General features: G+C 39.0%; 20 protein-coding genes. 16 read left to right on the top strand and 4 right to left on the bottom strand.

The genetic code is table 11. The features are described 5' to 3' along the window. From hflX to glmS, 10 genes are all read left to right on the top strand, one after another. Positions 1 to 1,251, top strand: coding sequence for a GTPase HflX (gene hflX, locus IW492_RS10440; RefSeq protein WP_202067564.1), 1,251 nt, complete (start codon positions 1 to 3; stop codon positions 1,249 to 1,251). After that, positions 1,238 to 1,438: a hypothetical protein gene (locus IW492_RS10435; protein WP_202067563.1), complete on the top strand. Its 201-nt coding sequence runs from the start codon at positions 1,238 to 1,240 to the stop codon at positions 1,436 to 1,438. The genes hflX and IW492_RS10435 overlap by 14 nt, the downstream gene beginning before the upstream one ends. Next, positions 1,425 to 1,604, top strand: coding sequence for a methionine gamma-lyase family protein (locus tag IW492_RS10430; RefSeq protein WP_202067562.1), 180 nt, complete (start codon positions 1,425 to 1,427; stop codon positions 1,602 to 1,604). Before IW492_RS10435 ends, IW492_RS10430 begins: the two co-directional genes overlap by 14 nt. 242 nt (positions 1,605 to 1,846) lie before the next feature. Then, complete coding sequence (locus IW492_RS10425) at positions 1,847 to 2,230, top strand: MerR family transcriptional regulator (protein WP_202067561.1); 384 nt, start codon at positions 1,847 to 1,849, stop codon at positions 2,228 to 2,230. 35 nt (positions 2,231 to 2,265) lie between these two features. Next, complete coding sequence (gene glnA, locus IW492_RS10420; protein ID WP_202067560.1) at positions 2,266 to 3,606, top strand: type I glutamate--ammonia ligase; 1,341 nt, start codon at positions 2,266 to 2,268, stop codon at positions 3,604 to 3,606. 732 nt (positions 3,607 to 4,338) lie between these two features. Then, the gene (gene nifJ / locus IW492_RS10415; RefSeq protein WP_202067559.1) at positions 4,339 to 8,013 is read left to right on the top strand and encodes a pyruvate:ferredoxin (flavodoxin) oxidoreductase; all 3,675 of its coding nucleotides are present in this window, start codon (positions 4,339 to 4,341) and stop codon (positions 8,011 to 8,013) included. 437 nt (positions 8,014 to 8,450) lie between these two features. Continuing rightward, positions 8,451 to 9,350 carry a diadenylate cyclase CdaA gene (gene cdaA, locus IW492_RS10410; protein ID WP_202067558.1) on the top strand — a complete coding sequence of 300 codons (900 nt, stop codon included), beginning with the start codon at positions 8,451 to 8,453 and terminating at the stop codon, positions 9,348 to 9,350. Then, complete coding sequence (locus tag IW492_RS10405; RefSeq protein WP_202067557.1) at positions 9,347 to 10,447, top strand: CdaR family protein; 1,101 nt, start codon at positions 9,347 to 9,349, stop codon at positions 10,445 to 10,447. Before cdaA ends, IW492_RS10405 begins: the two co-directional genes overlap by 4 nt. Before the next feature lie 22 nt (positions 10,448 to 10,469). Next, the gene (gene glmM / locus IW492_RS10400) at positions 10,470 to 11,828 is read left to right on the top strand and encodes a phosphoglucosamine mutase (RefSeq protein WP_202067556.1); all 1,359 of its coding nucleotides are present in this window, start codon (positions 10,470 to 10,472) and stop codon (positions 11,826 to 11,828) included. 615 nt (positions 11,829 to 12,443) lie between these two features. Next, entirely contained in the window at positions 12,444 to 14,255 is a 1,812-nt protein-coding gene (gene glmS, locus IW492_RS10395) for a glutamine--fructose-6-phosphate transaminase (isomerizing) (RefSeq protein ID WP_202067555.1), read from the top strand. A gap of 716 nt (positions 14,256 to 14,971) precedes the next feature. Here the strand turns inward: glmS and IW492_RS10390 are convergent. Both IW492_RS10390 and IW492_RS10385 read right to left on the bottom strand, forming a co-directional pair. Further along, a complete protein-coding gene (locus IW492_RS10390) occupies positions 14,972 to 15,865 on the bottom strand; it encodes a C40 family peptidase (protein ID WP_330927849.1) in 894 nt (297 codons plus the stop codon). Positions 15,866 to 16,153: 288 nt separating this feature from the next. Then, positions 16,154 to 16,630, bottom strand: coding sequence for an effector binding domain-containing protein (locus IW492_RS10385; RefSeq protein WP_202067554.1), 477 nt, complete (start codon positions 16,628 to 16,630; stop codon positions 16,154 to 16,156). A gap of 107 nt (positions 16,631 to 16,737) precedes the next feature. Between IW492_RS10385 and IW492_RS10380 the strand changes: the two genes are divergently transcribed. The 3 genes from IW492_RS10380 to IW492_RS10365 all read left to right on the top strand — a co-directional run bounded on the left by IW492_RS10380 (position 16,738) and on the right by IW492_RS10365 (position 19,559). After that, complete coding sequence (locus IW492_RS10380; protein ID WP_236671875.1) at positions 16,738 to 17,766, top strand: helix-turn-helix transcriptional regulator; 1,029 nt, start codon at positions 16,738 to 16,740, stop codon at positions 17,764 to 17,766. Between the two features lie 439 nt (positions 17,767 to 18,205). After that, on the top strand, positions 18,206 to 18,496 hold the full coding sequence (locus tag IW492_RS10370; protein WP_202067553.1) for a hypothetical protein: 291 nt from the start codon (positions 18,206 to 18,208) through the stop codon (positions 18,494 to 18,496). Between the two features lie 94 nt (positions 18,497 to 18,590). Then, positions 18,591 to 19,559: a hypothetical protein gene (locus IW492_RS10365; RefSeq protein WP_202067552.1), complete on the top strand. Its 969-nt coding sequence runs from the start codon at positions 18,591 to 18,593 to the stop codon at positions 19,557 to 19,559. A gap of 737 nt (positions 19,560 to 20,296) precedes the next feature. On the opposite strand, the gene fabZ is transcribed toward IW492_RS10365, so the two are convergent. Continuing rightward, on the bottom strand, positions 20,297 to 20,731 hold the full coding sequence (fabZ, locus tag IW492_RS10360; protein ID WP_202067551.1) for a 3-hydroxyacyl-ACP dehydratase FabZ: 435 nt from the start codon (positions 20,729 to 20,731) through the stop codon (positions 20,297 to 20,299). 1 nt (position 20,732) lies between these two features. Next, complete coding sequence (gene fabF, locus IW492_RS10355) at positions 20,733 to 21,971, bottom strand: beta-ketoacyl-ACP synthase II (RefSeq protein ID WP_202067550.1); 1,239 nt, start codon at positions 21,969 to 21,971, stop codon at positions 20,733 to 20,735. 303 nt (positions 21,972 to 22,274) lie between these two features. Between fabF and fabI the strand changes: the two genes are divergently transcribed. From fabI to IW492_RS10340, 3 genes are all read left to right on the top strand, one after another. Continuing rightward, positions 22,275 to 23,027: an enoyl-ACP reductase FabI gene (gene fabI, locus IW492_RS10350; protein ID WP_202067549.1), complete on the top strand. Its 753-nt coding sequence runs from the start codon at positions 22,275 to 22,277 to the stop codon at positions 23,025 to 23,027. A gap of 170 nt (positions 23,028 to 23,197) precedes the next feature. Continuing rightward, complete coding sequence (locus tag IW492_RS10345) at positions 23,198 to 23,377, top strand: hypothetical protein (protein ID WP_202067548.1); 180 nt, start codon at positions 23,198 to 23,200, stop codon at positions 23,375 to 23,377. Between the two features lie 306 nt (positions 23,378 to 23,683). After that, on the top strand, positions 23,684 to 24,460 hold the full coding sequence (locus IW492_RS10340; protein ID WP_202067547.1) for a nitroreductase family protein: 777 nt from the start codon (positions 23,684 to 23,686) through the stop codon (positions 24,458 to 24,460). Positions 24,461 to 24,612 lie beyond the last annotated feature (152 nt).

The raw sequence follows: 24,612 nt of genomic DNA, 5'->3' as shown, positions 1-24,612 counted from the left end.
ATGGAGAATGGAAAAGAACGAGTGATTCTGGTTGGTGTAGAAACGGAAGCAAATACTCGTCAATTTGATTATTCAATGCAGGAATTAAAAAAACTAACAGAGACAGCACAAGGAGAAGTCGTTTTCTGTTTGACTCAAAAGCGTCCTCGAGTAGATCGGCATACAGTTATCGGCAAGGGGAAATTAGAGGAGCTTATTAACTTTTCAGATGCCCATGAAGCAGATTTGGTGATTTTTAATCATGAGTTAACCCCCAGACAAAACCAGCAGCTTGCAGAGGCTCTTGGGATAAGAGTTATCGACAGAGTACAGCTGATTTTAGATATTTTTGCTCTTCGGGCACGCTCAAAAGAGGGAAAACTTCAAGTAGAGCTGGCTCAGTTGAATTATCTATTGCCGCGACTGGTAGGACAAGGTTTGCATTTGTCCCGGCTGGGCGGCGGGATCGGAACGAGAGGACCTGGAGAAACCAAATTGGAGTCCGATCGAAGGCATATTCGCAATAAAATTACCATTATCAAAAGAGAATTAAAAGAAGTTGCTGCACATAGAGAACGAAGCAGGCAGAAGCGGCAAAATGCTGACGTCTTTCAAATTGGGTTGGTAGGATATACGAATGCCGGAAAATCAACGATTATTAACATGCTGACAGCTGCGAAAACTTATTCAGAAGATCAGCTGTTTGCCACATTGGATCCGCTAACTAAAAAATGGCAGATGCCTAATGGGATGGAGGTTACGATCACTGATACAGTTGGATTTATTCAGGATCTGCCTACACAGCTGATTGAAGCCTTTCAGTCTACACTGGAAGAAAGCAGAGAAATGGATCTCCTGCTTCACGTTGTTGACGCCAGTGCTCCTAATCGTCTTCAACATGAGCAGACAGTGACAGGTCTGCTTGATGATCTTGATTTTGAAAATATTCCTGTACTAACCGTTTATAATAAGGCGGATTTGATTATGGAAGATGATTTTACCCCAACCTTGTTTCCAAGTGTGCTGATTTCCGCGAAGAACAGTCAGGATAAAGACATGTTAATTGGCAGAATCAGAGAGAAAATGATGGAGCTGCTTGTTCCTTATGAGCTGGAAATAGCTGTTGATCAGGGACAGCTGCTGAGCGAACTTAAACGGCATACGATTCTATTGTCAGAAGAATTTGCAGAAGAAGAGAATAGTTATAAGGTGCGCGGATTTGCGAAAAAAGATTCCAAATGGGTAAGGAGACAGGAAAATGAGTTGGACTGAAGGCTTTTATCCTGAATTGATCACTAAAATTGAAGAAGTTGATAAAAAAATAAATTCGCAGCTTAAACTGCTGCAGGAAAGATTGAAGGAAAAAGAGGCGATGATTAAAGTTTTGTCAGGCGATCTAAAAGTTTTCTCCAGTTGCTGCATTTGTCGTACCGATTCCGTCCTGCATGCCGAGCTATGAAGATGATGTTATCATGGCAGCCGGAACGTTTATTCAGGGACCCAGTATGGAGTTGAGTGCAGATGCCCCCGTTCGTCCTCCGTGTTTAATTTATCTTCAAGGCGGACTGACTTATGAACACATAAAAATTGCTGTTTCACATGCCGTTAATGAAGTATTCTATTAGTATAAAAATGGTCTGGTTTTTTCACATTTTTTAGTATATCGATGATTGGAAGGATATCTCCAGTCATCGTTTTTTCATATGTAGGGAAATCTTAATATTTTCAATGAAAAAGTAATTTTTTATCTTTGAGAAGTGGTCTAAAACCGAACGAAAAAACATTTATGTTAGAAAACCTAACATAAATGATTGACAAGTTAAAAAAGTGCTGTTATCCTAATAGCAACTAAGAGAGGGGGGTGGATATGAGAGAAAAGGAACTGAGAAGATCTATGTCAGTATTTCCAATTGGTACAGTTATGAAATTAACAGATCTGTCTGCGCGTCAGATTCGTTATTATGAAGAACAGGATTTGATACATCCGGAAAGAAGTGAAGGAAATCGTCGGATGTATTCATTGAATGACATTGATACCCTGCTAGAAATAAAAGATTATTTATCTGATGGACTGAACATGGCTGGTATTAAACGAGTGTATACAATGAAACTGGAAGAGCAGAAGAACGGCACGGATACCAGTAAGCCTTTGACTGACGAAGATGTCCGGAAAATTCTGTATGATGAGATTCTTTCTCAAGGAGGACTTACTCAACAGAATCCATTCCAATCGCAAGGACCGAAACTATAACTTTAAGAAAAAGATGAGGGGCGTGAAGGGAATTTATGGTTAAAAAAGAGAACAGTGTAGAAGATATCAAGCGGATGGTTGAAGAGGAAAACGTTCGTTTCCTGAGATTGATGTTTACAGATATCATGGGAACAATCAAGAATGTAGAAGTGCCGGTCAGTCAGCTTGATAAAGTATTGAGCAACAAAATGATGTTTGACGGTTCCTCTATTGAAGGATTTGTAAGAATTGAAGAAAGCGACATGAATTTATATCCGGATCTATCTACATGGATGGTTTTTCCTTGGGAAAGTGCCCATGGAAAAGTGGCTCGTTTAATTTGTGATATCTATAATCCTGACGGAACACCATTTGCCGGAGATCCGCGCGGGAATTTAAAGCGAGCGTTGAAAGACATGCGGGAATTGGGTTTCACTTCGTTTAACTTAGGACCTGAGCCGGAATTTTTCCTGTTCAAATTAGATGAAGATGGTGAAATTACGACAGATTTAAATGACAGAGGCGGATACTTCGATTTTGCTCCAACGGATTTGGGCGAAAACTGTCGTCGTGATATTGTTTTGGAACTTGAAAGCTTAGGCTTTGAAGTGGAAGCCTCTCATCATGAAGTAGCTCCAGGGCAGCATGAAATTGATTTCAAATATGCAGATGTGGTTGAAGCCTGCGACAATATCCAGACATTTAAATTAGTAGTAAAGACGATTGCAAGAAAGCATGGACTGCACGCTACCTTTATGCCAAAACCTTTATTTGGAATTAATGGTTCTGGAATGCACTGCAACATGTCATTATTCAGTGAAGAGGGAAATGCATTCTTTGATAAAGAAGGACCGATGCAATTAAGTCAGACTGCCTATTACTTCTTGGGCGGCTTGTTAAAACATGCACGTGCCTATACAGCTGTCTGCAATCCAACTGTGAATTCTTATAAACGCCTAGTTCCCGGATATGAAGCACCTGTTTATGTAGCATGGAGTGGAAGAAACCGTTCTCCTCTGGTACGGGTACCTGAATCAAGAGGGATGTCAACTCGTCTAGAGCTTCGTTCAGTGGATCCTTCGGCGAACCCTTATTTAACAATGGCTGTACTGCTTCAGGCTGGTTTAGATGGAATCAAAAATGAAATTATACCGCCGGCTGCAGTGGACAGAAATATTTATATTATGAATGAAGAAGAACGCAGAGAAGCACAAATTGAAGATCTGCCCTCTACTATTCACAATGCGATTAAAGAACTTCGGAAAGACGATGTAATGATTGATGCATTGGGACAGCATATTTATGCAAACTTTGTTGAGGCAAAACGAATGGAATGGGCAGCATTCCGTCAGACAGTTTCTGAATGGGAAAGAGAACAATATTTGGAACTGTATTAGAATAGAAAAATGCAGGAAACACTGATTGCTGAAAACGTAATCAGTGTTTCTTTGTAATTTTGAAAACTGCGTTTTTGACGGGACAAACTTTCAAGGGCTGATACGTCAGTAAGTACATTTGTTAGCAGCTATTCAAATGAAGAATAAATAGAAAGCTGTATCTTGGCAAAGTATATCAAATTTCTTGAAAAAGACTCGTAACTGTTTTCATAAATAAACTAGTCTCTTTGCATTTTCACTGTAAAGAGAACTAGTGCTTCGACACTGTTATAAATCATAATAAAGATAGTTTATAAAAGATGTTCAAAGATAGAAAATTTTAACTTGTATGCTTCAATGACAAGAACGAGCAGCTACAAAAATTGAAGTTGCTCCCGTGCTGGCTGCACATTTCTTGGATTAGAAACTTCTCTTAATTTTAACTTAGTTAACAAGAATAGTTTCAAGCCTTTACTGTTTACATGCATTAGAATAACTCAGCACGATTACTGCAATGAGACTATAATTGTGCTGAGTTTATTTTTTGTTTCGTGTGTTTTTTCACTGATTACAGAGACTATATTCAGTAAAATCGTCATTTTTCAATTGAAATATAGATTTTTTTGAATGATATTTCATGAAATGTTTGTGAAAAATTTCTATAAATTGTTTCAAAATAATACTGTATCCGTTATAATAGATACGTATAAATAGTTAAAAAATTTACTTTTTCGACAGAAGGATGATATAAACATGAGGAAAATGAAAACAATGGATGGAAATACTGCAGCTGCTTATATTTCCTATGCCTTTACAGAGCTGGCAGCAATTTATCCAATCACACCAAGCTCAACAATGGCTGAGCTGGTGGATCAATGGGCTTCAGAGGGAAAAAAGAACTTATTTGGTCAACCAGTAAAAATTGTGGAAATGCAGTCAGAAGCAGGTGCTGCAGGAGTTGTTCATGGTTCACTAAAAACAGGAGCGATGACGACTACTTACACAGCATCACAGGGATTATTATTGATGATTCCAAATATGTATAAAATTGCCGGAGAACTTCTGCCGACAGTCTTTCATGTGGCCAGCAGAGCGGTGACAACCGGAGCTTTGAATATCTTTGGAGACCATGGGGATGTGATGGCAGCCCGACAGACTGGTTTTGCAATGCTGGCGGAAAGCAGTGTTCAGGAAGTGATGGATCTTTCTCCTGTTGCCCATCTGGCATCTCTTGAATCCAAAGTTCCGTTTATGAATTTTTTTGACGGATTCAGGACAAGTCACGAAATTCAGAAAATAGAAGTATTGGAATATGATGAACTGCTTCCCTTGATGAACCAGGATGCGTTGGCTGATTTTAGAAGCCGAAGCATGAATCCAAATCATCCTTCAGTCAGCGGAACCAATCAGAACCCAGATATACATTTCCAGCAGCGTGAGGTAGTAAATCCATATTATGAGAAGCTTCCTGCTATTGTACAGAAATACATGAGAGAAATTAATCAGCTTCGGGGAACAAATTATGATCTGGTTACCTATTATGGTGCTGAAGATGCGGAAGAAGTTATTGTTTCTATCGGTTCTGTGGCTCAGACAATTGAGCAGACCGTTGATTTTCTAAATAAAAACGGCAGAAAAGTCGGCTTTTTAAATATACGTTTATATCGCCCGTTTCCTATTGAAACATTTTTGGAAAAAATGCCGAAAACAGTAAAATCTGTCGCTGTTCTTGACCGTACGAAAGAAGCAGGAGCAGGCGGCGAACCTTTACTTCTGGATGTGCAGAGCGTTTTATATGAATCGGATATCCATCCTTCAATTATTGGAGGACGTTACGGACTTGGATCAAAGGATGTACTGCCGGACCAGATTATGGCAGTTTATGATGAGCTTGTAAAGGAAAAGATAGAAAGAAAATCCCGCTTTACGCTGGGAATCAACGATGATGTGACTGGAACATCACTATCTTCTAAAGGAGTCTGCGATTTAACGGATGCTCAGACTTATCAGGCAAAGTTCTGGGGATTTGGCTCAGACGGTACAGTTGGAGCAAACAAGTCTGCAATAAAACTTATTGGAGACCATACCGATAAATATGCTCAAGGCTATTTTCATTATGATTCCAAAAAATCAGGCGGTTTGACTGTTTCACATTTACGTTTTGGCGATATACCCATAAAATCGGCTTATTTAATTGAGAATGCAGATTTTATTGCTTGTCATACTGCAGCATATCTGCATACGTATGATCTGGTAAAAGGGTTGAAAAAAGGTGGAACTTTCCTTCTCAATACAATTTGGAATGATGAGCAGCTTGACCGATATCTGCCGGCAGGCATCAAACGTTACCTTGCACAAAATGACATTCAGTTTTATACCATTAATGCAGTTCAGCTGGCTTCAGAAGTTGGTTTGGGCGGAAGAATCAATACGGTTATGGAAACTGCATTTTTCAAACTTGCAAACATTATGCCGTTTGAAGAAGTTCTGCCTATTTTAAAAGAAGAAGCATTAAAAAGCTATGGGCATAAATCAATGGCAGTTGTTGAGAAAAATATACAGGCAATTGATCGAACGGTTGAATTGCTTCACAAGGTTGAAGTACCGGCTGCCTGGAAAGAAGTCCAGGCTAAAACGACAGCGGCAGACAGAAGTGTTTCAAAATATGTCCGGGAAATTGTTGAACCAGTTAATCGTCAAGAAGGAAATGAGCTGTCTGTCGGAACCTTAGTGGCAAATGGAATGGTAGACGGACGGATGCCGCTTGGTACAACTGCTGTTGAAAAACGTGGTATTGCATTGGAGGTTCCTGAGTGGATCAGCGATCGTTGTACGATGTGCAATGAGTGTTCATTTGTCTGTCCTCATGCAGCGATTCGACCATTTCTTGCAGATGAGGAAGAGATGGAAGAGGCACCGGAAGGATACATTGTCAGAGAAATGCGTGGTGCAGATGGTCTGAAATATCGCATTCAGGTTTCTGTAGAAGATTGCACAGGCTGCGGACTCTGTGTTGAAGCCTGTCCTGCTAAAGGAAAAGCACTTGTGATGAAGCCTTACAACGAACAGAAAGAACAGGCAATAAATTGGGCTTTTTCTATGACGTTGAGACAAAAAGAAAACCCTGCGAAAGCAACTACCGTTTTAGGTACACAGTTTAGTAAACCGTTGCTGGAATTTTCCGGTGCCTGCTCTGGCTGTGGTGAAACTCCTTACGTGAAATTATTGACACAAATGTTTGGTGATCGAATGATGATTGCCAACGCAACTGGCTGTTCATCTATCTGGGGGGCAGCGGCACCGGTTGCACCTTATACAACGAATGAGCTGGGGCAGGGACCTGCCTGGTCAAACTCCCTATTAGAAGATAATGCCGAATTTGGCTATGGAATGTTCTTGGCCAATCAGACACGAAGAGAATATTTGGCAGTTAAAATGGATGAGAGTATGTCAGTAGCTTCAGATGAATTGAAGAGTTTGATGACAGATTGGCAAAATCATCTTCATGACAGTGAAGGGACTCAGCAAAGAGCTGCTAAATTAAGGGCAGCTCTGGAAGCAGAAAAAATGGGTCAGCCGCTTTTAGAAGCCGTTTATGAGGATCAGGATCTCTTTGCAAAACCAAGTCAGTGGATGATCGGTGGGGATGGCTGGGCTTATGATATAGGATATGGAGGAATTGATCATGTGCTGGCCAGCGGTGCAGATGTTAATATGCTGGTGCTGGATAATGAAGTATATTCCAATACAGGCGGCCAGACCTCGAAAGCAACACCGGCATCTGCAATCGCAAAATTTTCTGCCAGCGGAAAATATGTATCTAAAAAGGATTTAGGGATGATGGCAATGACTTACGGCAATGTCTATGTTGCTCAAATCGCATCAGGTGCCAATCAAATGCAGACGATTAAAGCATTTGAAGAGGCAGAGAAATTCCCGGGACCGTCTATTATCATTGCTTATACACCTTGTATTGCTCATGGCTTGAAGGGCGGAATGAGCCAGACGTTGGAGGAAGCAAAGGAAGCTGTACAGTCAGGCTACTGGTCGCTTTACCGCTATAATCCTGAGTTGAAAGAAAAGGGAAAAAGTCCAATGATCCTGGACTATAAAAAACCTGATTTTAATGTTATGAAGGATTTCATGCGTAAACAAGTCAGATTCTCATCACTAGAGGCAACACAAGCTGAATACGCCGGGAAATTATTTGACAAAACTGTTTCAGATGCGAAAAATCGTTTTTACAGCTATGCTCGAGTAGCGGGACAGGAAGAAAAAATTCGGGAAAAACTGGAAAAAAATACAATATCTGCAGCAGATTTAACTGAGGAGAAGCCTGTTCGAGAAAAACGGGAACGAGTGAAAGATTCTGAAGCTGAAGCACGCAGAGCTGCAAGAAGAGCGGAGAGAGCTGCTAAAAGACAGTAAGAGGAAAGTTAGTACTTTTTGATAGCTGTTAAGGTGAGGTTGAGAAAGAAGTGTTCTGTCTCAAGAACCAGGTAGGTAACATGCATCATCTACTCTGACAAGTCAATCGTAGTGATTTATGTCAATAAGTCGGAATATCCGAAAATTGTCAAGGAGCACTATTCATAAAATGAATAGCTGTGGATTGATACACTACGCTGCGCTTCGATCCTCGAAGGATGGATGGGCTTTAGAACACCGTTTATTCGGCTCTAGGGGACTGTGACAAACTTTTGTCACAGTCCCATCTTTCTTCATATATCAGTTGTTACGAGGAATAATTGGAAAAGATTATGACCATTTTTCTAAAAGTTTCTTTCAATTTCCTGTATTCTGTAATCTATAAAAAATTTATGCTATACTAAAATGGAATTCCTCAGAGAGAAGTGATAAAAGATATGTCGTCTTTTCAAATCAGTCAGTTATTTGATTTAAGCTATTGGGAAAAATTTGTTCCTTCTGATTTGTTATCCCGCAATTTTATTATAAATATTATAGATATTCTGGTTGTCTGGTACCTGGTTTATAAGCTGTTTATGCTTATAAAAGGAACAAAGGCGGTTCAACTCCTTAAAGGTGTGGCAGTCTTTATCCTCATCCGAATACTCAGTGAGTTTATTGGTCTGCACACATTATCCTGGCTGATGAATCAGGTTATTATGTATGGAGTAATTGCAGCTGTTGTAATCTTTCAGCCGGAAGTGCGCCGCGGATTGGAGCATTTGGGAAGGAGCTCATTTTTCAGAGCCTCCAAAAATGAAGAGCAGGAAGATGAGAAAATGATTTTGGCATATGATAAAGCCATCCAGTATATGGCCAGACGGAAGATTGGTGCGCTGATAACTATTGCCAGAAATACAGGTTTGGAGGAATATATTGAAACAGGAATTTCTTTGGATGCGGATGTAACCGGCGAACTGTTGATAAATATTTTTATTCCGAATACACCTTTGCACGATGGGGCAGTGATTGTTCAAGATGGAAAAATTGCGTGTGCCAGTGCCTATTTGCCTTTATCTGAAAGCAGTTTGATTCCAAAAGAATTTGGAACAAGGCACAGAGCTGCTGTAGGAATCAGTGAAGTCAGCGATGCATTGACAATTGTCGTGTCAGAGGAAACTGGCGATGTCAGTCTAACTTTAAATAATGAATTAATTCCACGCCTGAATCAGGAAGAATATTTAAAAATACTTAGAGAAGAACTGGTTCAGACAAAAGAGCCTAAAAATGACAAGGACCGAAACAACCTTTTACAGCACTTTATTGATGGTGTGGCTAAAGGAGGGAAAAAGAAATGAAAAAAGCCTACGAAAGCAACTGGTTTTCTGGTCTGCTGGCTTTATTATTTGCTTTACTGCTCTTCTTTAATGCGAACTCAAACAGCAGCTCAACCAATACTGCAACTAATAATCAAGTGTATGATGAGGTGCTTTATAATATTCCGGTCAAGCTTGAATATGATGAAGACACGTATTTTGTTTCAGGGTATGAAGACAGTGTAACGGTTCATTTAAGCAGTGCAAACCGAATACAGTTGAATCTTGAAACGAATGAAGATACAAGAAATTTTCGGGTAGAGGCTGATTTGACAAATCTTTCACTGGGAACAGCCGAAGTTCCGTTAAGAGTAACAGGAATCAGCTCGGCAGTTACGGCTGAACTTGATCCGGCTACGATTACAGTAACGATAGAAAACAAAGTGACAAAAGCTTTTGATGTAGAAGCTCAAATACCTGAAAGCTTTAATACTGAAGGATACAAAGTTGATTCGATTTCAATCAGTCCCAAAACTGTAGACATTACAACCGGCGAGGATACTATGGCGGAAATTGTAAGAGTAGTTGCGCCTTTGACCAGTGTCACTCAATCGGCAGACACGATCAGACAGACAGTAAACGTACAGGCTCTTGACAGTAAAGGTCAGATATTAAGCATTGAAAATCCAGCACCGCAGGTCAAAGTGTCTGTTAAGCTGTCGCTGCCTAAAAAAGAAGTAGCGCTGAAAATTGTCAGTACCGGATCTTTACCATCAGATATAACAGGGTACACATTTAATACATCCGAGCAGGTGGTGGAAATCAGTGGATCAAATTCAGTCTTGGAGTCGATTGATTCTATAGAGGTACCTGTTGATATCAGTGATATTCGAACTTCTATACGAAAGACAGTGAATATTCCTGTTAATGGCGACTATACGGTGAATCCGTCTCAAATAGAAGTCACGATTATACCAATTTATGCTGGGTTCGGTACCAGCGACTCTATCAGCAGTTCAACGCCTCGTGGAACTGACGGTAATGGAACAGCAGACAGCAGCAACACGGTTGTGTCATCTGCTGAATCATCAGAAAACAATCAGGGATCGACAGAAGAAAGTACAGATTCGACAAACTAATTAGCGAGTAAGGAGAATAATGATGGGTAAATATTTTGGAACAGATGGAGTTAGGGGAATTGCAAATAAGGAATTAACTCCTGAATTGGCATTTAAATTGGGGCGCTGCGGGGGCTATATTTTAAGTCAGCATGAAGATGACAGTTCACGCAAACCCAGAGTTCTGGTGGGAAGAGATACTCGTATTTCAGGGCAAATGCTAGAGCAGGCGATTATTGCCGGATTGCTGTCTGTTGGGATTGAAGTATTTCAGCTGGGAGTTATTGCTACTCCGGGAGTCGCCTACCTGACCCGTTTGCAGAAAGCTTCAGCAGGAATTATGATTTCTGCTTCTCATAATCCTGCTGAAGATAATGGTATTAAGTTCTTTGGTTCTGACGGTTTTAAGCTGGATGATGAACAGGAGCTGGAAATTGAAGCATTGCTTGACAGTGAAGAGGATACACTGCCTAGACCCTCTGCGGCAGGACTGGGGACAGTAGAAGATTTTCCGGAAGGACTGTTAAAATATTCTCAGTTCCTTGTACAGACGATTCCTGGGGATCTGTCAGATTTAACTGTTTGTATTGATGCGTCTAATGGGGCGACGACTACATCTGTCAACCGACTGTTTGCGGATCTGGAAACAGACTTCTTTACGATGGGTACTAGTCCGAATGGCTTAAATATCAATGATGGCGTAGGCTCAACACATCCTGAAAAACTGGCTGAATTTGTTCTTGAAAAAGGGGCAGATGTGGGTCTGGCGTTTGATGGTGATGGAGATCGGCTGATTGCGGTTGATGAATTGGGAAATATAGTTGACGGAGATAAAATTATGTTTATCTGTGCAAAATATTTGTTCGAGAAAAAACGGCTGAAAAAGAATACGATTGTGACGACAGTTATGAGTAACTTAGGTTTTCGTAAAGCAGTTGAAGCAAATGGACTGCTGGATGTGATCACACAGGTAGGAGACCGTTATGTTGTAGAAGAAATGAGAAGAAATGACTATAATTTTGGTGGTGAGCAGTCCGGACATATGGTTTTTCTTGATTATAATACAACAGGTGACGGGATGTTATCTGGTATTCAGCTGCTAAATGTGATGAAGCAAACAGGTAAAACATTATCCGAGCTGGCATCTGAAGTAACTGTTTATCCTCAAAAACTGGTGAATATTCGCGTAATGAATAAAAACAATGCCATGGATGTACCAGCTATCAAAGAAATTGTAGAAAAAATGGAAGCAGAAATGAATGGCGATGGCAGAATTTTGGTTCGACCTTCCGGAACAGAGCCGTTACTTCGAGTGATGGCAGAGGCGCCGACAAAAGAAAAAGTCGACTACTATGTAGATACGATTGTTCGGGTTGTTGAAGATGAGATCGGTATCAAATAAATAAGAAACTAACGAAACGGATTTCTTTCTAAAGAGCTTATTGTCAAATGATAGTGGTGAGGGGAAAGAAATTCTTGATGAAGACTATAGCTATTTTCTAACAGAAGCAATCTGTATTCTTTTATTGCACTCAGAAACACCAACGAAATGAACCCTTTTTGGGGCATTCCATTGGTGTTTTAGTATGGACTGAGGTTACTTCTTTTTGTATATACCAATTTATTTTTTTAATTCTTTCGTTGACAACTGTATGTGTTTTATTATAATATTTAATAAGTTTCTATAGATATTAAAGTTAAGGAGGGTTGTGTATACCAATTTAGGGGAGCGCCAGACCTGAATGACTATTTTCAGGTGACGAGGGTGAAGCTTATCGAAGATTCGGCGGGTAGCTTCAGGGACTGCACTCTACAAGTCAGAACAAAAAATAATTGTGAAATTATAATAAAACACTGACTAAGCAGATAGAAACAGATGTTGAATAGATGAGTGAATGAATTTGTATTATTTTAAATAAATGGAAAGTACAGAAAGCCCTCTCTATTCTTTGAATCTTAATAACTGGCGGGAAGGATGACCTAATCCTGACCTCGTGAGAAAGCAGGAAAAGATATTATGTGTGGAATTGTTGGAATTATAGGCAAAGAAAATGCTGCAGATATTTTATTACAAGGATTGGAAAAACTTGAGTATAGAGGCTACGACTCAGCCGGTATTTATGTAACAGATAAATCTGGAAAAGATTGCCTGGTTAAATCCCAGGGAAGAATTGCGGATCTGCAAAGTAAGATAAAAGAAGAACTGTCCGGAAATATCGGGATAGGGCATACCCGATGGGCAACGCATGGCAAACCAAGTGAACGGAATGCCCATCCGCATACTTCAGAAAATGGTCGTTTCACATTGGTTCATAATGGAGTAATCGAAAATTTTGAAGAAATAAAACAGGAATTTCTTCAAAACAGCAGATTAATCGGAGAGACAGATACAGAGATAGTTGTTCATTTGATTAATTATTTTGCCGATCAGTCAGGTGATACAAAGGAAGCATTTAAACAGACCTTGAAAGTAATTAAAGGTTCATATGCTTTTGCATTAATTGACAATCATAACCCGGAAGTTATCTATGTAGCAAAAAATAAAAGTCCGTTGCTGATTGGACTTGGAGATGGCTTCAATGTGATTTGCAGTGATGCAATGGCTATGCTTCAGGAAACGAATCATTTTGTGGAAATTGCCGACGGCGAGCTGGTAGTCGTTAAGACTGACAGCATTCAGATTGAAGATGAAAAAGGAAACATGGTTTTTCGCGAATCTTATGAAGCCCAGCTGGATTTGAATGATTTGGAAAAAGGAACTTATCCTTATTATATGCTGAAAGAAATTGATGAACAGCCAAGTGTTATGCGTCGAATCGTTGATTGTTATACAGACAATGAAGGAAATCATCTGGTTGATCAGAAAATCATTCAGCAGGTTCTTGAAAGTGATCGGATTTACATTGTTGCCTGCGGGACAAGCTATCATGCAGGTTGGGCCGGTAAAAAGATTTTTGAAGAGCTAACCGGCATACCGGTGGAAGTTCATCTTTCCAGCGAATTTGGCTACAACATGCCTTTGATTTCTCAAAATCCGCTGTTTATTTTTTTGAGTCAAAGCGGAGAAACGGCTGACAGTCGTCAAGTCTTGGTACAGATTAATCAAATGGGATATTCTTCATTAACACTGACAAATGTACCCGGCTCCACATTGTCCAGAGAAGCAAAACATACGATGCTGCTGTATGCAGGGCCGGAAATTGCTGTTGCCTCAACAAAAGCCTATACTGCTCAAATTGCAGTACTGACAATGCTTGCTGCAGCTGTCGGCAGAGAAAAGGGAAATTCAGCAGCACTTGGATTTGATGTGGTCCATGAGGTGAGTCTTGCTGCAGCTGCGATGGAAGCAATTGTTGATGAAAAAATGATGATTAGCCAACTTGTTGAAACATTTCTAAATGATACACGAAACACTTTTTATATTGGCAGAGGAATGGATTATTTTGTTTCGATGGAGGCAGCATTGAAGCTGAAGGAGATTTCCTATATTCAGGCAGAGGGATTTGCTGCCGGGGAATTGAAGCATGGGACGATTGCACTGATTGAAGAGGAAACCCCGGTTATCGGGATTATTACTGATCAGAAGACGGCGTCCCTTACTAGAGGGAATCTAAAAGAAGTAGAGAGCCGAGGAGCTCAGACAGTGACAATTGTCACTGAGTCACTGGCGAAGGGAACAGATCAGCTGGTCATACCTGAGATTCATCCATTGCTGACAGTACTGGTCAGTGTTGTTCCAACACAGCTGATTGCTTACTTTGCAACCCTTCAAAGAGGGTATGATGTTGATAAACCAAGAAATTTGGCGAAAAGTGTTACGGTAGAATAAATGGGCAGCAGATATCTGTAAAAGCCTGAAATGAAAAACATACTAAGATTTAGGTTGCGACAGAAGTGTTCTACCTCAAGAACCAGGTAGGTAACATGCATCATCTACTCTGACAGGTCAATCGTAGTGATTTATGACACCAGGTAGGTAACATGCATCATCTACTCTGACAAGTCAATCGTAGTGATTTATGTCAATAAGTCGGAATATACGAAAATTATCAAGGAACACTATTCATTTTATGAATAGTGTTCCTTGATACCTCCCTGGAGCTGCTTATATTTTTAGTATAGTTTGACTTATTTCCGAGAGGTTGCCTGCGATTACTCGGCACAGTTTAGGACCGACAAGTGCTAGTTCTACTTTGCCACTTCTGCTTATATTCGTACTTTAGCAGAATGGTATGCGTAGCATAGAAGAACTGCTGTCTCTACGAGTCTAACGATCCTCGAGACAAAATATTACGCTGCAGCTATTTTTCTGCGTCTACGGTTCTCACTACACTACACTTCGTTTCGATCTCATCAATTTCTAAACGGCAGAGCCGCTAAGAATTGAAGGACTTCGTTCCGATCCTCGAAGCATGTCTGAGGGGCATATAAGAACTTGATCCTACGCTTCTTACGAATGTTCGAATCATACAAAGACTGGAACACCGTTTATTTAGCTTTAGGGGTCTTAGACATACTTCTATCACAGCCCCTTTGATTTTCTAATTATAAAACACGTACTGCAAAATTAGGAGAATAAGAGGAAACTGAAGTCACCTGAACAACGTCACCCGGTACCGGAGCATGAATAAAAGATCCATTCCCCAGTGAAATTCCCACATGGTAGGTTTCTCCATGACCGCCCCAAAAGACAAGGTCGCCAGCCATAGCCTCACTTACAGAGATTATATTTCCTGCTGTTTCCTGATTTACTGTTGTTCGACCGATAGACAAACCAACAGAATTAAATACATATTGTACCAAACCGGAACAATCAAAAGCATTTGGACCGGATGCGCCATATACATAAGGCTTTCCTAATTCTTTCTGAGCTGCAGAAACAATTTGAGAACGCAGATCTGATGATACATTTTCCTTATCCAGCCGTTCTTCCAATACTGATAGTTCCAGTAATATTCTTTTTTCTTCTGCCAAAAGATCAGCAGCTTCAGTGAGTTTCTCTTTTTCAGCTTCTTTAATTGCAGCTAATTCTTCTTTTAAACTGTTCAGTTCATTTAAATAGACTGTTTCTTCATTGTCTTTTGTTGGATTAGATGCCGGAACAGGCAACAGAGTTAACGTAGCTGTTTCTTTCGCTTTAGTCCCAGTCTGATTTATCAGCTTTTGTGAAACAGTCAGTGACTCATTAAGCAAACGAATTTTTGTAATTGAGGCTTGAGCTTCTTTTATTTTTTCAGTGATTATTTCTTTATCAGATTGAAGGCTGCGTAACTTTACACCTTCCGCTTTCTTTTCTTCCTGAATCAAGTCAAATCGAGAAGAGAGGGCTGCAGGCTTCTCTTCCGACTCTTCTGCCCAAGCGGAGAATCCTCCCGCAAACGTAACAGCAAGTATCAAGAGGAATAGTAATGATTGACTAAAAAAGGTTTGTTGCTTCACAAAAAAACTCCTTACATTATTAAAATACAAATTTAACACTAAGGAATATTAAAGCATAATAGAGAGGCAGAGTCTGTAATAAAAAGATTAAGTCTTTATTTCTTAAAAGACAAAATAATGTCTTTTTATTTTTAAATAGCAAAAAGATTGGAAAAATGTCAACAGCATGTAATTTTTGTATTTAAATGATACAAACTTATTTAGTCATTTGACAAAATATAAAAAAAGCAGTAGATGACTTCATTACAGAAGTATATCTACTGCTCAAAATAGTTGGAAAGGGAGATGCTATTTGTCTACAACAGGTATCAATAATTCTCCACAAATGTCTTGTTTCGTTTCCTCAGTGATCACAATACCGTTGGGACCTCCTACATAAGCAAAATCATTTGCTTTAGGTAGAATGTGTCCAAAAGCCAAGTTGGTTAAAGAATCATTTAATGTTAAGATATCATTTGCCTTATCCTTAGAAACTAAATATTTACTTTTAGGAAATTGAATCATACGGGCTTCATCCATAACTGTATTGGCTAATATACCTATATAAAACATCTTTTTATTATTGACAGCTTCATTAACAATATAAATATCCATATTCGTTGCCACTTGTCTTAATTTTTTTAGTGTACCATCATGCATTACTTTTTCCAAAAATGCATGCTTTTCGCGATTTAAACCTTCAAAATCTGTATACTCACTTATCAATTCTGTTCCAATACCAGCAACAGTAAAGGCTTCTTTATCTACTAACTGATAGCTACTCATGGGGCATTCCTTCTCTCTGCGTTTTTATCACAGCTTGTATTCTTAACTGTGTATATTTATAATAACATTAAAAGGTGTCAAAAATAGATACTGTTTAGGAGCAAATAATGAAAAAAGTAGAAAGAGTCAATACCATGATTCACTATATCAATAATCGAGCACATTTCACTATTTCAGAATTGATGCAAGAATTCAATATTTCGCGTTCTACAGCAATTCGTGATTTGCAAGAAGTAGAACAACTGGGTATCCCTTTAGAAGCTGAGGTAGGACGTTCAGGGGGCTACTCTGTATTGCCAAACGCAGTTCTTCCCAAAATTCGATTTACTGACACTGAAGTAAAAGCGTTGTTTATTGCTTTTATGGCTACAAAGAATCTGCAGCTTCCTTATTTAAGCAGCAGGCAATCATTAACAGAAAAAATTTTAGGACTTATTTCAGAAAAACAACAAGAGGAGCTGATTTTTCTTAATCAATTTCTTTTTTTTGAAGGAACGAATCTGCATAATTCAGATATATTAGATTTAAATGATCAGCCGCATTCCAACCTAAACATACTTATTAAGAGCTGTCTGGAAGATCAATTTCTATTACTTTATTTTTCTGAGCAAGAAAAAGTTTCTCATGCTATATATACATTACGTTTATATAATGAAAAAGCTATTTGGAATTTAGAATATTTTGATCTGGAAACTGAAAAGACAGAAATTATTTCTATTGAACAAATCTCAAAGATAAAAATTAACCCAAGTCCATTAAAAAAGTGGACAAAAAAACGAATTTTAAAAACCATATTAAATAAAAAAAAGGATATGAATGTACGCTTAGTATTGAAACAATACGCTGTTCAACAATTTAAAAAGTATCATCCATATAATTATTCATTAATCTATACAGATGCGTATCAATCAACGGCAATTTTTCAAACAAAGGTCAATACTGCAGATAAACAAGAAGTTCATTCTTTTATTAATTGGCTGCTTTTTCTTGGTCCGGATTGCCAGATAGAACAAATTCCCGAAACTATTAAATTGGTATTGAGACAACGGATGCAAGACTTTTTAATGGGTGTGGATTTGAATTTAGAAGACTTCTCTGATCATGAAGCAATTACTACTATTTATAAAGATAACTAGAGGTAATTTTAGATTGATTCATTGATTATCCACACAGATTGACCGGGTTTTGGAGATAAACAATCTAATAGTTATAACCGTTGACGTAGTTGAAGCTGCTGGAGAAATTACCATTTAAATGCAAAAGTCACAAAAGCATTTCAGAAATGGCTGATATTAAAAACTAACTAAGCTTTTTGGATATAAAAAGGAATAGTACTGAGACTGACAAGAGCTGGCTGTTAGAAATTATTAATGAAAACAGATTTATGAAATGATCATTTATTATTGTGGTTTAATTTTAAAGCAGATAAAGGTTGAAAATGCTTCGACAGGGAATTGGACGGACTTTTATAATTAAGTATTCTTTTTTAGGGTTTCTATTCTCTATCGGAGTAATTTGGGGTATGATGTTAAAAGAAGCACTTGCATACAAGCCAATAGGAAAAGGGGCGAGCAGATGGAACACGAGGTACAAACAATGACATTTAAAGAACTGAAAGATGTTGTGTCGAAATTAGAAAAAAACCAGCACGTTAATGACAAAACAAAATTATTTATAGATACTGGCTGGGACAGTGTTCAGGAAATAGATTCTGAGGCGGTTTCTGTTGAAACTGTAATGGCTTTTACTATTGAGGATGAATTGACAAAGGAACAGTTTAAAGGATATTCTCTCATTGAAAAGGCAGAGAAAATGGGTGCAGACGGAGAAGAAGAAACAGTAATCATTATCAGAAATTTATATTAATTTTTGATTAAGCACAGGGGGAGTAAATCTGTTTTTTGTTGGATTCATTTTAATGATTAGCAGGTTTGGATAGTATAGAAAGGCGGCGTTTTTTATGTCGAATCAGATACAGTTTCCAAAAAACTATGATCGATTCATCTCACTTGGAAAAGAATCAATGAAAAAAGAAAATGTGATTGAAGCAATCGATTATTTTCAGGAGGCATATGCAATCAGGCAAGAATTTTCATTGAACTATTTATTGGTCGGCAGTTATTTAAAAAGCGGCGAAAAGACACAGGCTCTATCCATGATTGAGGAAATGAGAACAGAGTATCTTTCTTGTTTGGAATATATCGAAACTTATATACAGACATTAATTCTAAATAATCGTTTCCTGACAGCGCATGGTGTGATTAATGATCGTATTTTGAAAGAAAACAGCGGAGAGATGCGAGTACTGGTTGCTCTAAAAAAGAAAGTAAGGCAAGCAGAACTGCTTTATCAGCAATTTGAAGTAAAGAAAATAGAAAAGATTAAAAATGAATTGTCCAAACTGGGCAGCTGCAGCTACTATGAGCAGATGTATCTTGTGAAAAAAGCAATGAGCCTTCCACAGGAAGAATTTATAGAAGTCAGCAGAGAGATTTTGACAAACAAAGATATCCATAACCTTGTCCGTTCATGGGCACTGGAAGAATTATGTCGAATCCATTATCGGAAAGAGGTGCAATTTCTTTGGCGGGACAATCAAGTTTATGATATTGTGCCTGCTTCAGCAGGAGCGCCGCTGGACAGTATGGCTTACCAGCGAATTGTGCTTTTTTTGGAAAAAGAATTGTTGAACAATCATCATGTCCTATTGCTTGATTTACAGGAGGAAATTCGACTGCATTTTGCTTTGCTCTATCCTTTTGCAGATAAAATAATCAAAGATCCAAAGCTTTGGGCGATTTGTTGTATAAAGTCCTATAATGATCAGGCAGCAGTGCGTTATAAGGATGAGCTGGCAACGGAAGAAGCAGCCAGAATTCAGGAAATACAGCGTACAATACGGTTTGAACTGGAAAATTTTGTTATTTAAATTCAGAGGATGTGCCAAATACTCATGAGGGCAGGGCTGCCCTCACCAAACAGAATGAAAACAAAAGAGGTCGACCTATCAGCCATTTTCTGTCATGCTAAAGAGGACAGATGCGGCTGGTAGGTCGATCACTTTTTAAGGTTCTTCTCCAAGTTGTCCTTGAGTTGTAAATTCCGCCTTATTTCCGAGAGGTTGCCTGCGATTACTCGGCACAGATTAGGACCGACAAGTGCTGGTTCTACTTTGCCGCTTCTGCTTATATTCGCACTTTAGCAGAATGGTATGCATAGTTTTGATAAGTATTCCTTGAATGAAACTAGCTCACTTGATGTAGTAGAGCTGTATGCGTAGTGAAGCGTAGAAGAACTGCTGTCTCTGCGAGTCTAACGATTCTCGAGACAAAACATTACGTAGAAGAACTGCTGTCTCTGCGAGTCTAACAATTCTCGAGACAAAACATTACGCTGTATCCGTTTTTCTGCATCTACGGTTCTCACTATACGACACGACACTTCGTTTCGATCCTCGAAATATGTCTGAGTGGCATATAAGAACGTGCTCCTATGAATGCTCGGATCATACAAAGGCTGGAGCACCGTTTATTACTCAGACATACTAATGTCACAGGCCCCTGATTTTTTAGCAGTTCTCTGATTAATATTCAACATGTTAGGATTTATTCATTTTAATGCAATTAGTTATTTCTAAGCTTGAGTCAGTTTTAAAAAAGAATCTATCTATCTTCCTACAATAAATGTCAGCTCGCATTCACAGACTTTTTTATCATCCACATACGCAGTTGCCTGTCCAATTCCTACGAAGTCCCGCAGCTTTACTATTTCAAAATGAAGCTTTAGAACATCTCCAGGAACTACTTTTTGACGGAATTTTGCTTTATTAATACCGCCGATATAGGCTGTTTCTCCTTTAAACTGATCCATTTTTAAAATCAGAATAGATCCAACCTGAGCTAAAGCTTCAATAATCAGAACACCCGGCATTGTTGGGTTTCCCGGGAAATGTCCCTGGAAAAATTCTTCATTGATAGTCACATTTTTTGTTGCAATTATTTTTTTATCTTCAATTATTTCATCAACATAATCAATAAAACAAATGGGGTATCTGTTTGGGATTAAATCCATTATTTCTGTTACAGTCATTACTTTTTCCATATTATTGATCTCTCCATTTCTTTAAACAAATAACAGCATTGTGTCCGCCAAAGCCAAATGAATTGCTGATGGCATATTCTGCATGTATTGAGCGGGCGCCTTCTGTCAGATAATCCAAATCACATTCAGGATCGGAAACTTTATAGCCGACTGTTGGATGAGCAAGATCTTCCTGCAGTGTTTTGACGCTGGCAACAGCTTCTATTCCTCCGGCAGCTCCCAAGAGATGACCAGTCATACTTTTGGTGCTTGAGATGGGAATCTTTTTCGCGTATGCTCCAAAGACATGCTTGATTGCTGTTGTTTCTGCAGCATCATTTGCAGGTGTAGAAGTCCCGTGGGCATTGATATAGCCTATGTCTTCAGGCTGGATTTTCGCTTCCTCCAATGCCATTGCTATTGCGTCAGCTGCACCGCTGCCGTCTTTCAATGGTGCGGTCATATGACTTGCATCACAGTTGCTTCCATAGCCGACAATCTCCCCTAAAATAACTGCACCACGTTTTTGCGCATGCTCCAGTTCTTCCAGAACGAGCATTCCAGCACCTTCGCCCATCACAAATCCTTTACGTTCTTTATCAAAAGGAATGGAAGCTCGTTTTGGGTCATCTGTTGTATTTAGTGCATTCAAAGCTGCAAACCCGGCAATACCGATTTCGCAGATGGTAGCTTCTGTACCTCCGGATATCATGATATCTGCTGCTCCAGATTTTATAGCCCGAAATGCTTCACCAATTGCATTGGTAGCTGAAGCGCAGGCTGTCACAATTGTCTGAGAAGTTCCTTTTGCGCCAAGTCGGATAGAGATGTTGCCCGAAGCCATATTTGCAATGACCATAGGGACAAAGAAAGGAGTCACACGATTGGCCCCCTTTTTATCCATCACACGCACTTGATCCTGCAGGGTAGTCATACCGCCTATTCCGCTTCCTACAATCACTCCGAAACGTTTATGATTGATTTCAGCATCAGACAGTCCGCTCATTTCCCAGGCCTCCAGAGCAGCTGCTAAGCCGTACTGTGAAAAAAGATCCATTCGTTTCTGTTCTTTTCGATCTAATACTTGACTGGGATCGAAATCTTTTACTTCGCCTGCCAATGTTACATTAATATCATCGGATGCAAATTTGGTAATTTTTCTGATGCCTAATTCACCATTTACAAGTTTCTGCCAGTATTCTTTAACGGTATTGCCCAGTGGGGTTACTGCCCCCAGGCCGGTAATTACTACACGTTTCATTTGGTTCCTCCTACTAGTTATTTTGACCTTCAAACGAATAAAACACTTATTAAATTAAACTTTTTTAAAAAAAACAGATAAAATAGTTTGACTTTCAAAGTATTTTAGTTAATAATGCAGACATCCGGGAATGTCTGTCGTTTCTTTTTGTATTCTCAATTAGGGAATGATTGTATCATTATCAAACAGATGATACCAGTTGTCTTTTTATTCGTCAACTCATAGTTATTCATATTTCCCTTGAATGGAGAAGAATGATGGTGTATTCACGAAGTAAAATAATTATAGAAATGGATGGGATTTATGTTTTTAGCAAATAAAAAAATTGTAGTAATGGGTGTAGCCAATAAAAAAAGCATTGCCTGGGGCTGTGCAAGTGCATTAAAGAATCAGGGAGCAGAAATTATTTATACGTATCAAAATGAGCGAATGAAAAAGCAGATTCTTAAATTAACAGACGAGGGTGAGCTGCTCGTTGAATGTGATGTGGCATCGGATGAATCGATCGCTGCTGCTTTTAAAGAAATTGAAGAAAAAATCGGAAAAATTGATGGTTTGGTTCATGCGGTTGCTTTTGCGAATAAGGAGGAGCTGGATGGTAACGTCAGTGATATTAGCAGATCAGGCTACGCGTTGGCACAGGATATCAGCAGTTATTCATTATTAGCAGTGACACATCATGCAAAGCCGTTATTGAATCCTGGTTCCGGAATTGTGACCATGACTTATTTAGGCTCAGAACGGGCAATTCCAAATTATAACATGATGGGAATTGCCAAGGCTTCACTGGAGGCAGCTGTCAGATACCTGGCTGCAGAACTTGCCTCTGAAAAAATACGGGTAAATGGTATTTCAGCTGGAGCTATTAAGACATTGGCCGTGACAGGTGTTAAAAATTATGACCAGCTTATTAAAATGTCAGATGATCGTACACCGGATAAGACTGGTGTGACAATTGAGGAAGTAGGAAATGCTTGTGCATTTTTAGTCAGTGAATTATCAGCCGGAATAATCGGAGATATTATTTATGTGGATAAAGGAGTCCATTTAACATAAACTTTTATTCTCATAGATAATTATCTATATAATCACAGTGAGCGGGTTAGGGAAGTCTGCTTGCTGTGATTCTTTGATGTGCTGGAATTATGGTAGTGAGAGGGGCTTCTGCTGGATTCAATAACTTTGAGATGGAAAAATGACAAAAAGAAAATGAAGAGGGCAGAAGAATGTCAGAGATAGAAGTAATTTATAAAAGATACCGCAGGGGAAATAAGCTACCCTTGCAGCTTCTGTTTCTTTTGAAAGTCCGCCTGTTTTCATTAGCTGATCTTAATAATAAACAGGATTATTTATCGAAATCAACATCAGCCTTCAAAAAATATGATATACTTTTTACAAAGCAATGAAATGTACGGATGATAGCTCAAAATAATCTATGGAAACTCTATGATAAATAACTGATACACTTGACAGCGATCCTCTAACATCAAGCGTTTTGACGATAAAAAGAACAGTAAGAAAGTGCATTAGAACAGAAATCTTAGCTCAATGGTGCTCACTGTAAGGTGTTCGCTTCATCCACTTAGATAACAGGTCTGCTTTGATACAAGGGGAGAGCGGAAAAAACGGGCATAAACTGCACTGCTGTTAAGTTTTTAGAGCATTTTTTAGAATATATTTTGAAATACGTATAGGATATAGGAGGAAGAAAAATGAAAGAGCAGTTAAACGAGTTGCTTCAGAAGAGAGTTTCTCTAAGAAGGTATGCGGATCGTCCGATTACACTGGAAGACATGGATTTTATTTTGAAAAGTGCAATGAGAGCACCAACTGCCGGAAACATGATGCTGTATTCTGTTATTAAAGTTGAAAAGGATGAAACCAAGAAAAAACTGGCTAAAAGCTGTGACAATCAGCCGTTCATAGCTCGTGCACCTAGTTTATTGATTTTTTGTGCAGATTTTCAACGATGGTATGACTACTATCAGCTGTCGGGAGTTCCTGAAGTTTGTCTGGAAAGAGAAACGGCTTTTCATCTTCCGGAAGAGGGGGAATTTTTGCTGGCAGCAATGGACACATTAATTGCCTCAAGCTTTGCGACCGTAGCTGCTGAGGCTTGCGGGATCGGCAGCTGCTATATTGGTGACATCGTTGAGAATTATGAAATACACAAAGAGCTGTTGAAGCTTCCCAAGTGGGTTCTGCCAGTGGGAATGCTGTGTCTGGGATATTATCCTGATAATTACAAACGTTCAGTTAATACACGCTTTGACAGCAAGTTTATCGTATCTGAGGAAACCTATCATCATCTTTCTGATGCAGAGCTTCAGGAAATGATGGCAGATAAGGAAAAAGAGTTTAATTCCAAGAATAAATTTAATGCAGAAAACTTTGGTCAGTTCAACTATTTCAGAAAGACAGGTACTGAATTTTCTGATGAAATGACTCGCTCTGTGAAGCTGATGCTGGATGAATGGAAAAGTGTCTGAAGAAATCTGAACAAAAAGAGTATAAAGTACTTAAGCAGCTTCAGCAGGGATTTACCATAGGTGCAGATAGAAAGAACAAAGAAAACCGGCAGTGAATTCTTTTCAGAAACTTCACTGTCGGTTTTGATTTTTTACATACATTCACCTAAAAA

It is taken from the genome of Enterococcus sp. BWB1-3 (genome assembly GCF_016745275.1).
Classification (GTDB): domain Bacteria; phylum Bacillota; class Bacilli; order Lactobacillales; family Enterococcaceae; genus Enterococcus_L.
The sequence above is the reverse complement of the archived record's forward strand: the minus strand, read 5'-3'. Positions and strand labels throughout refer to the sequence as shown.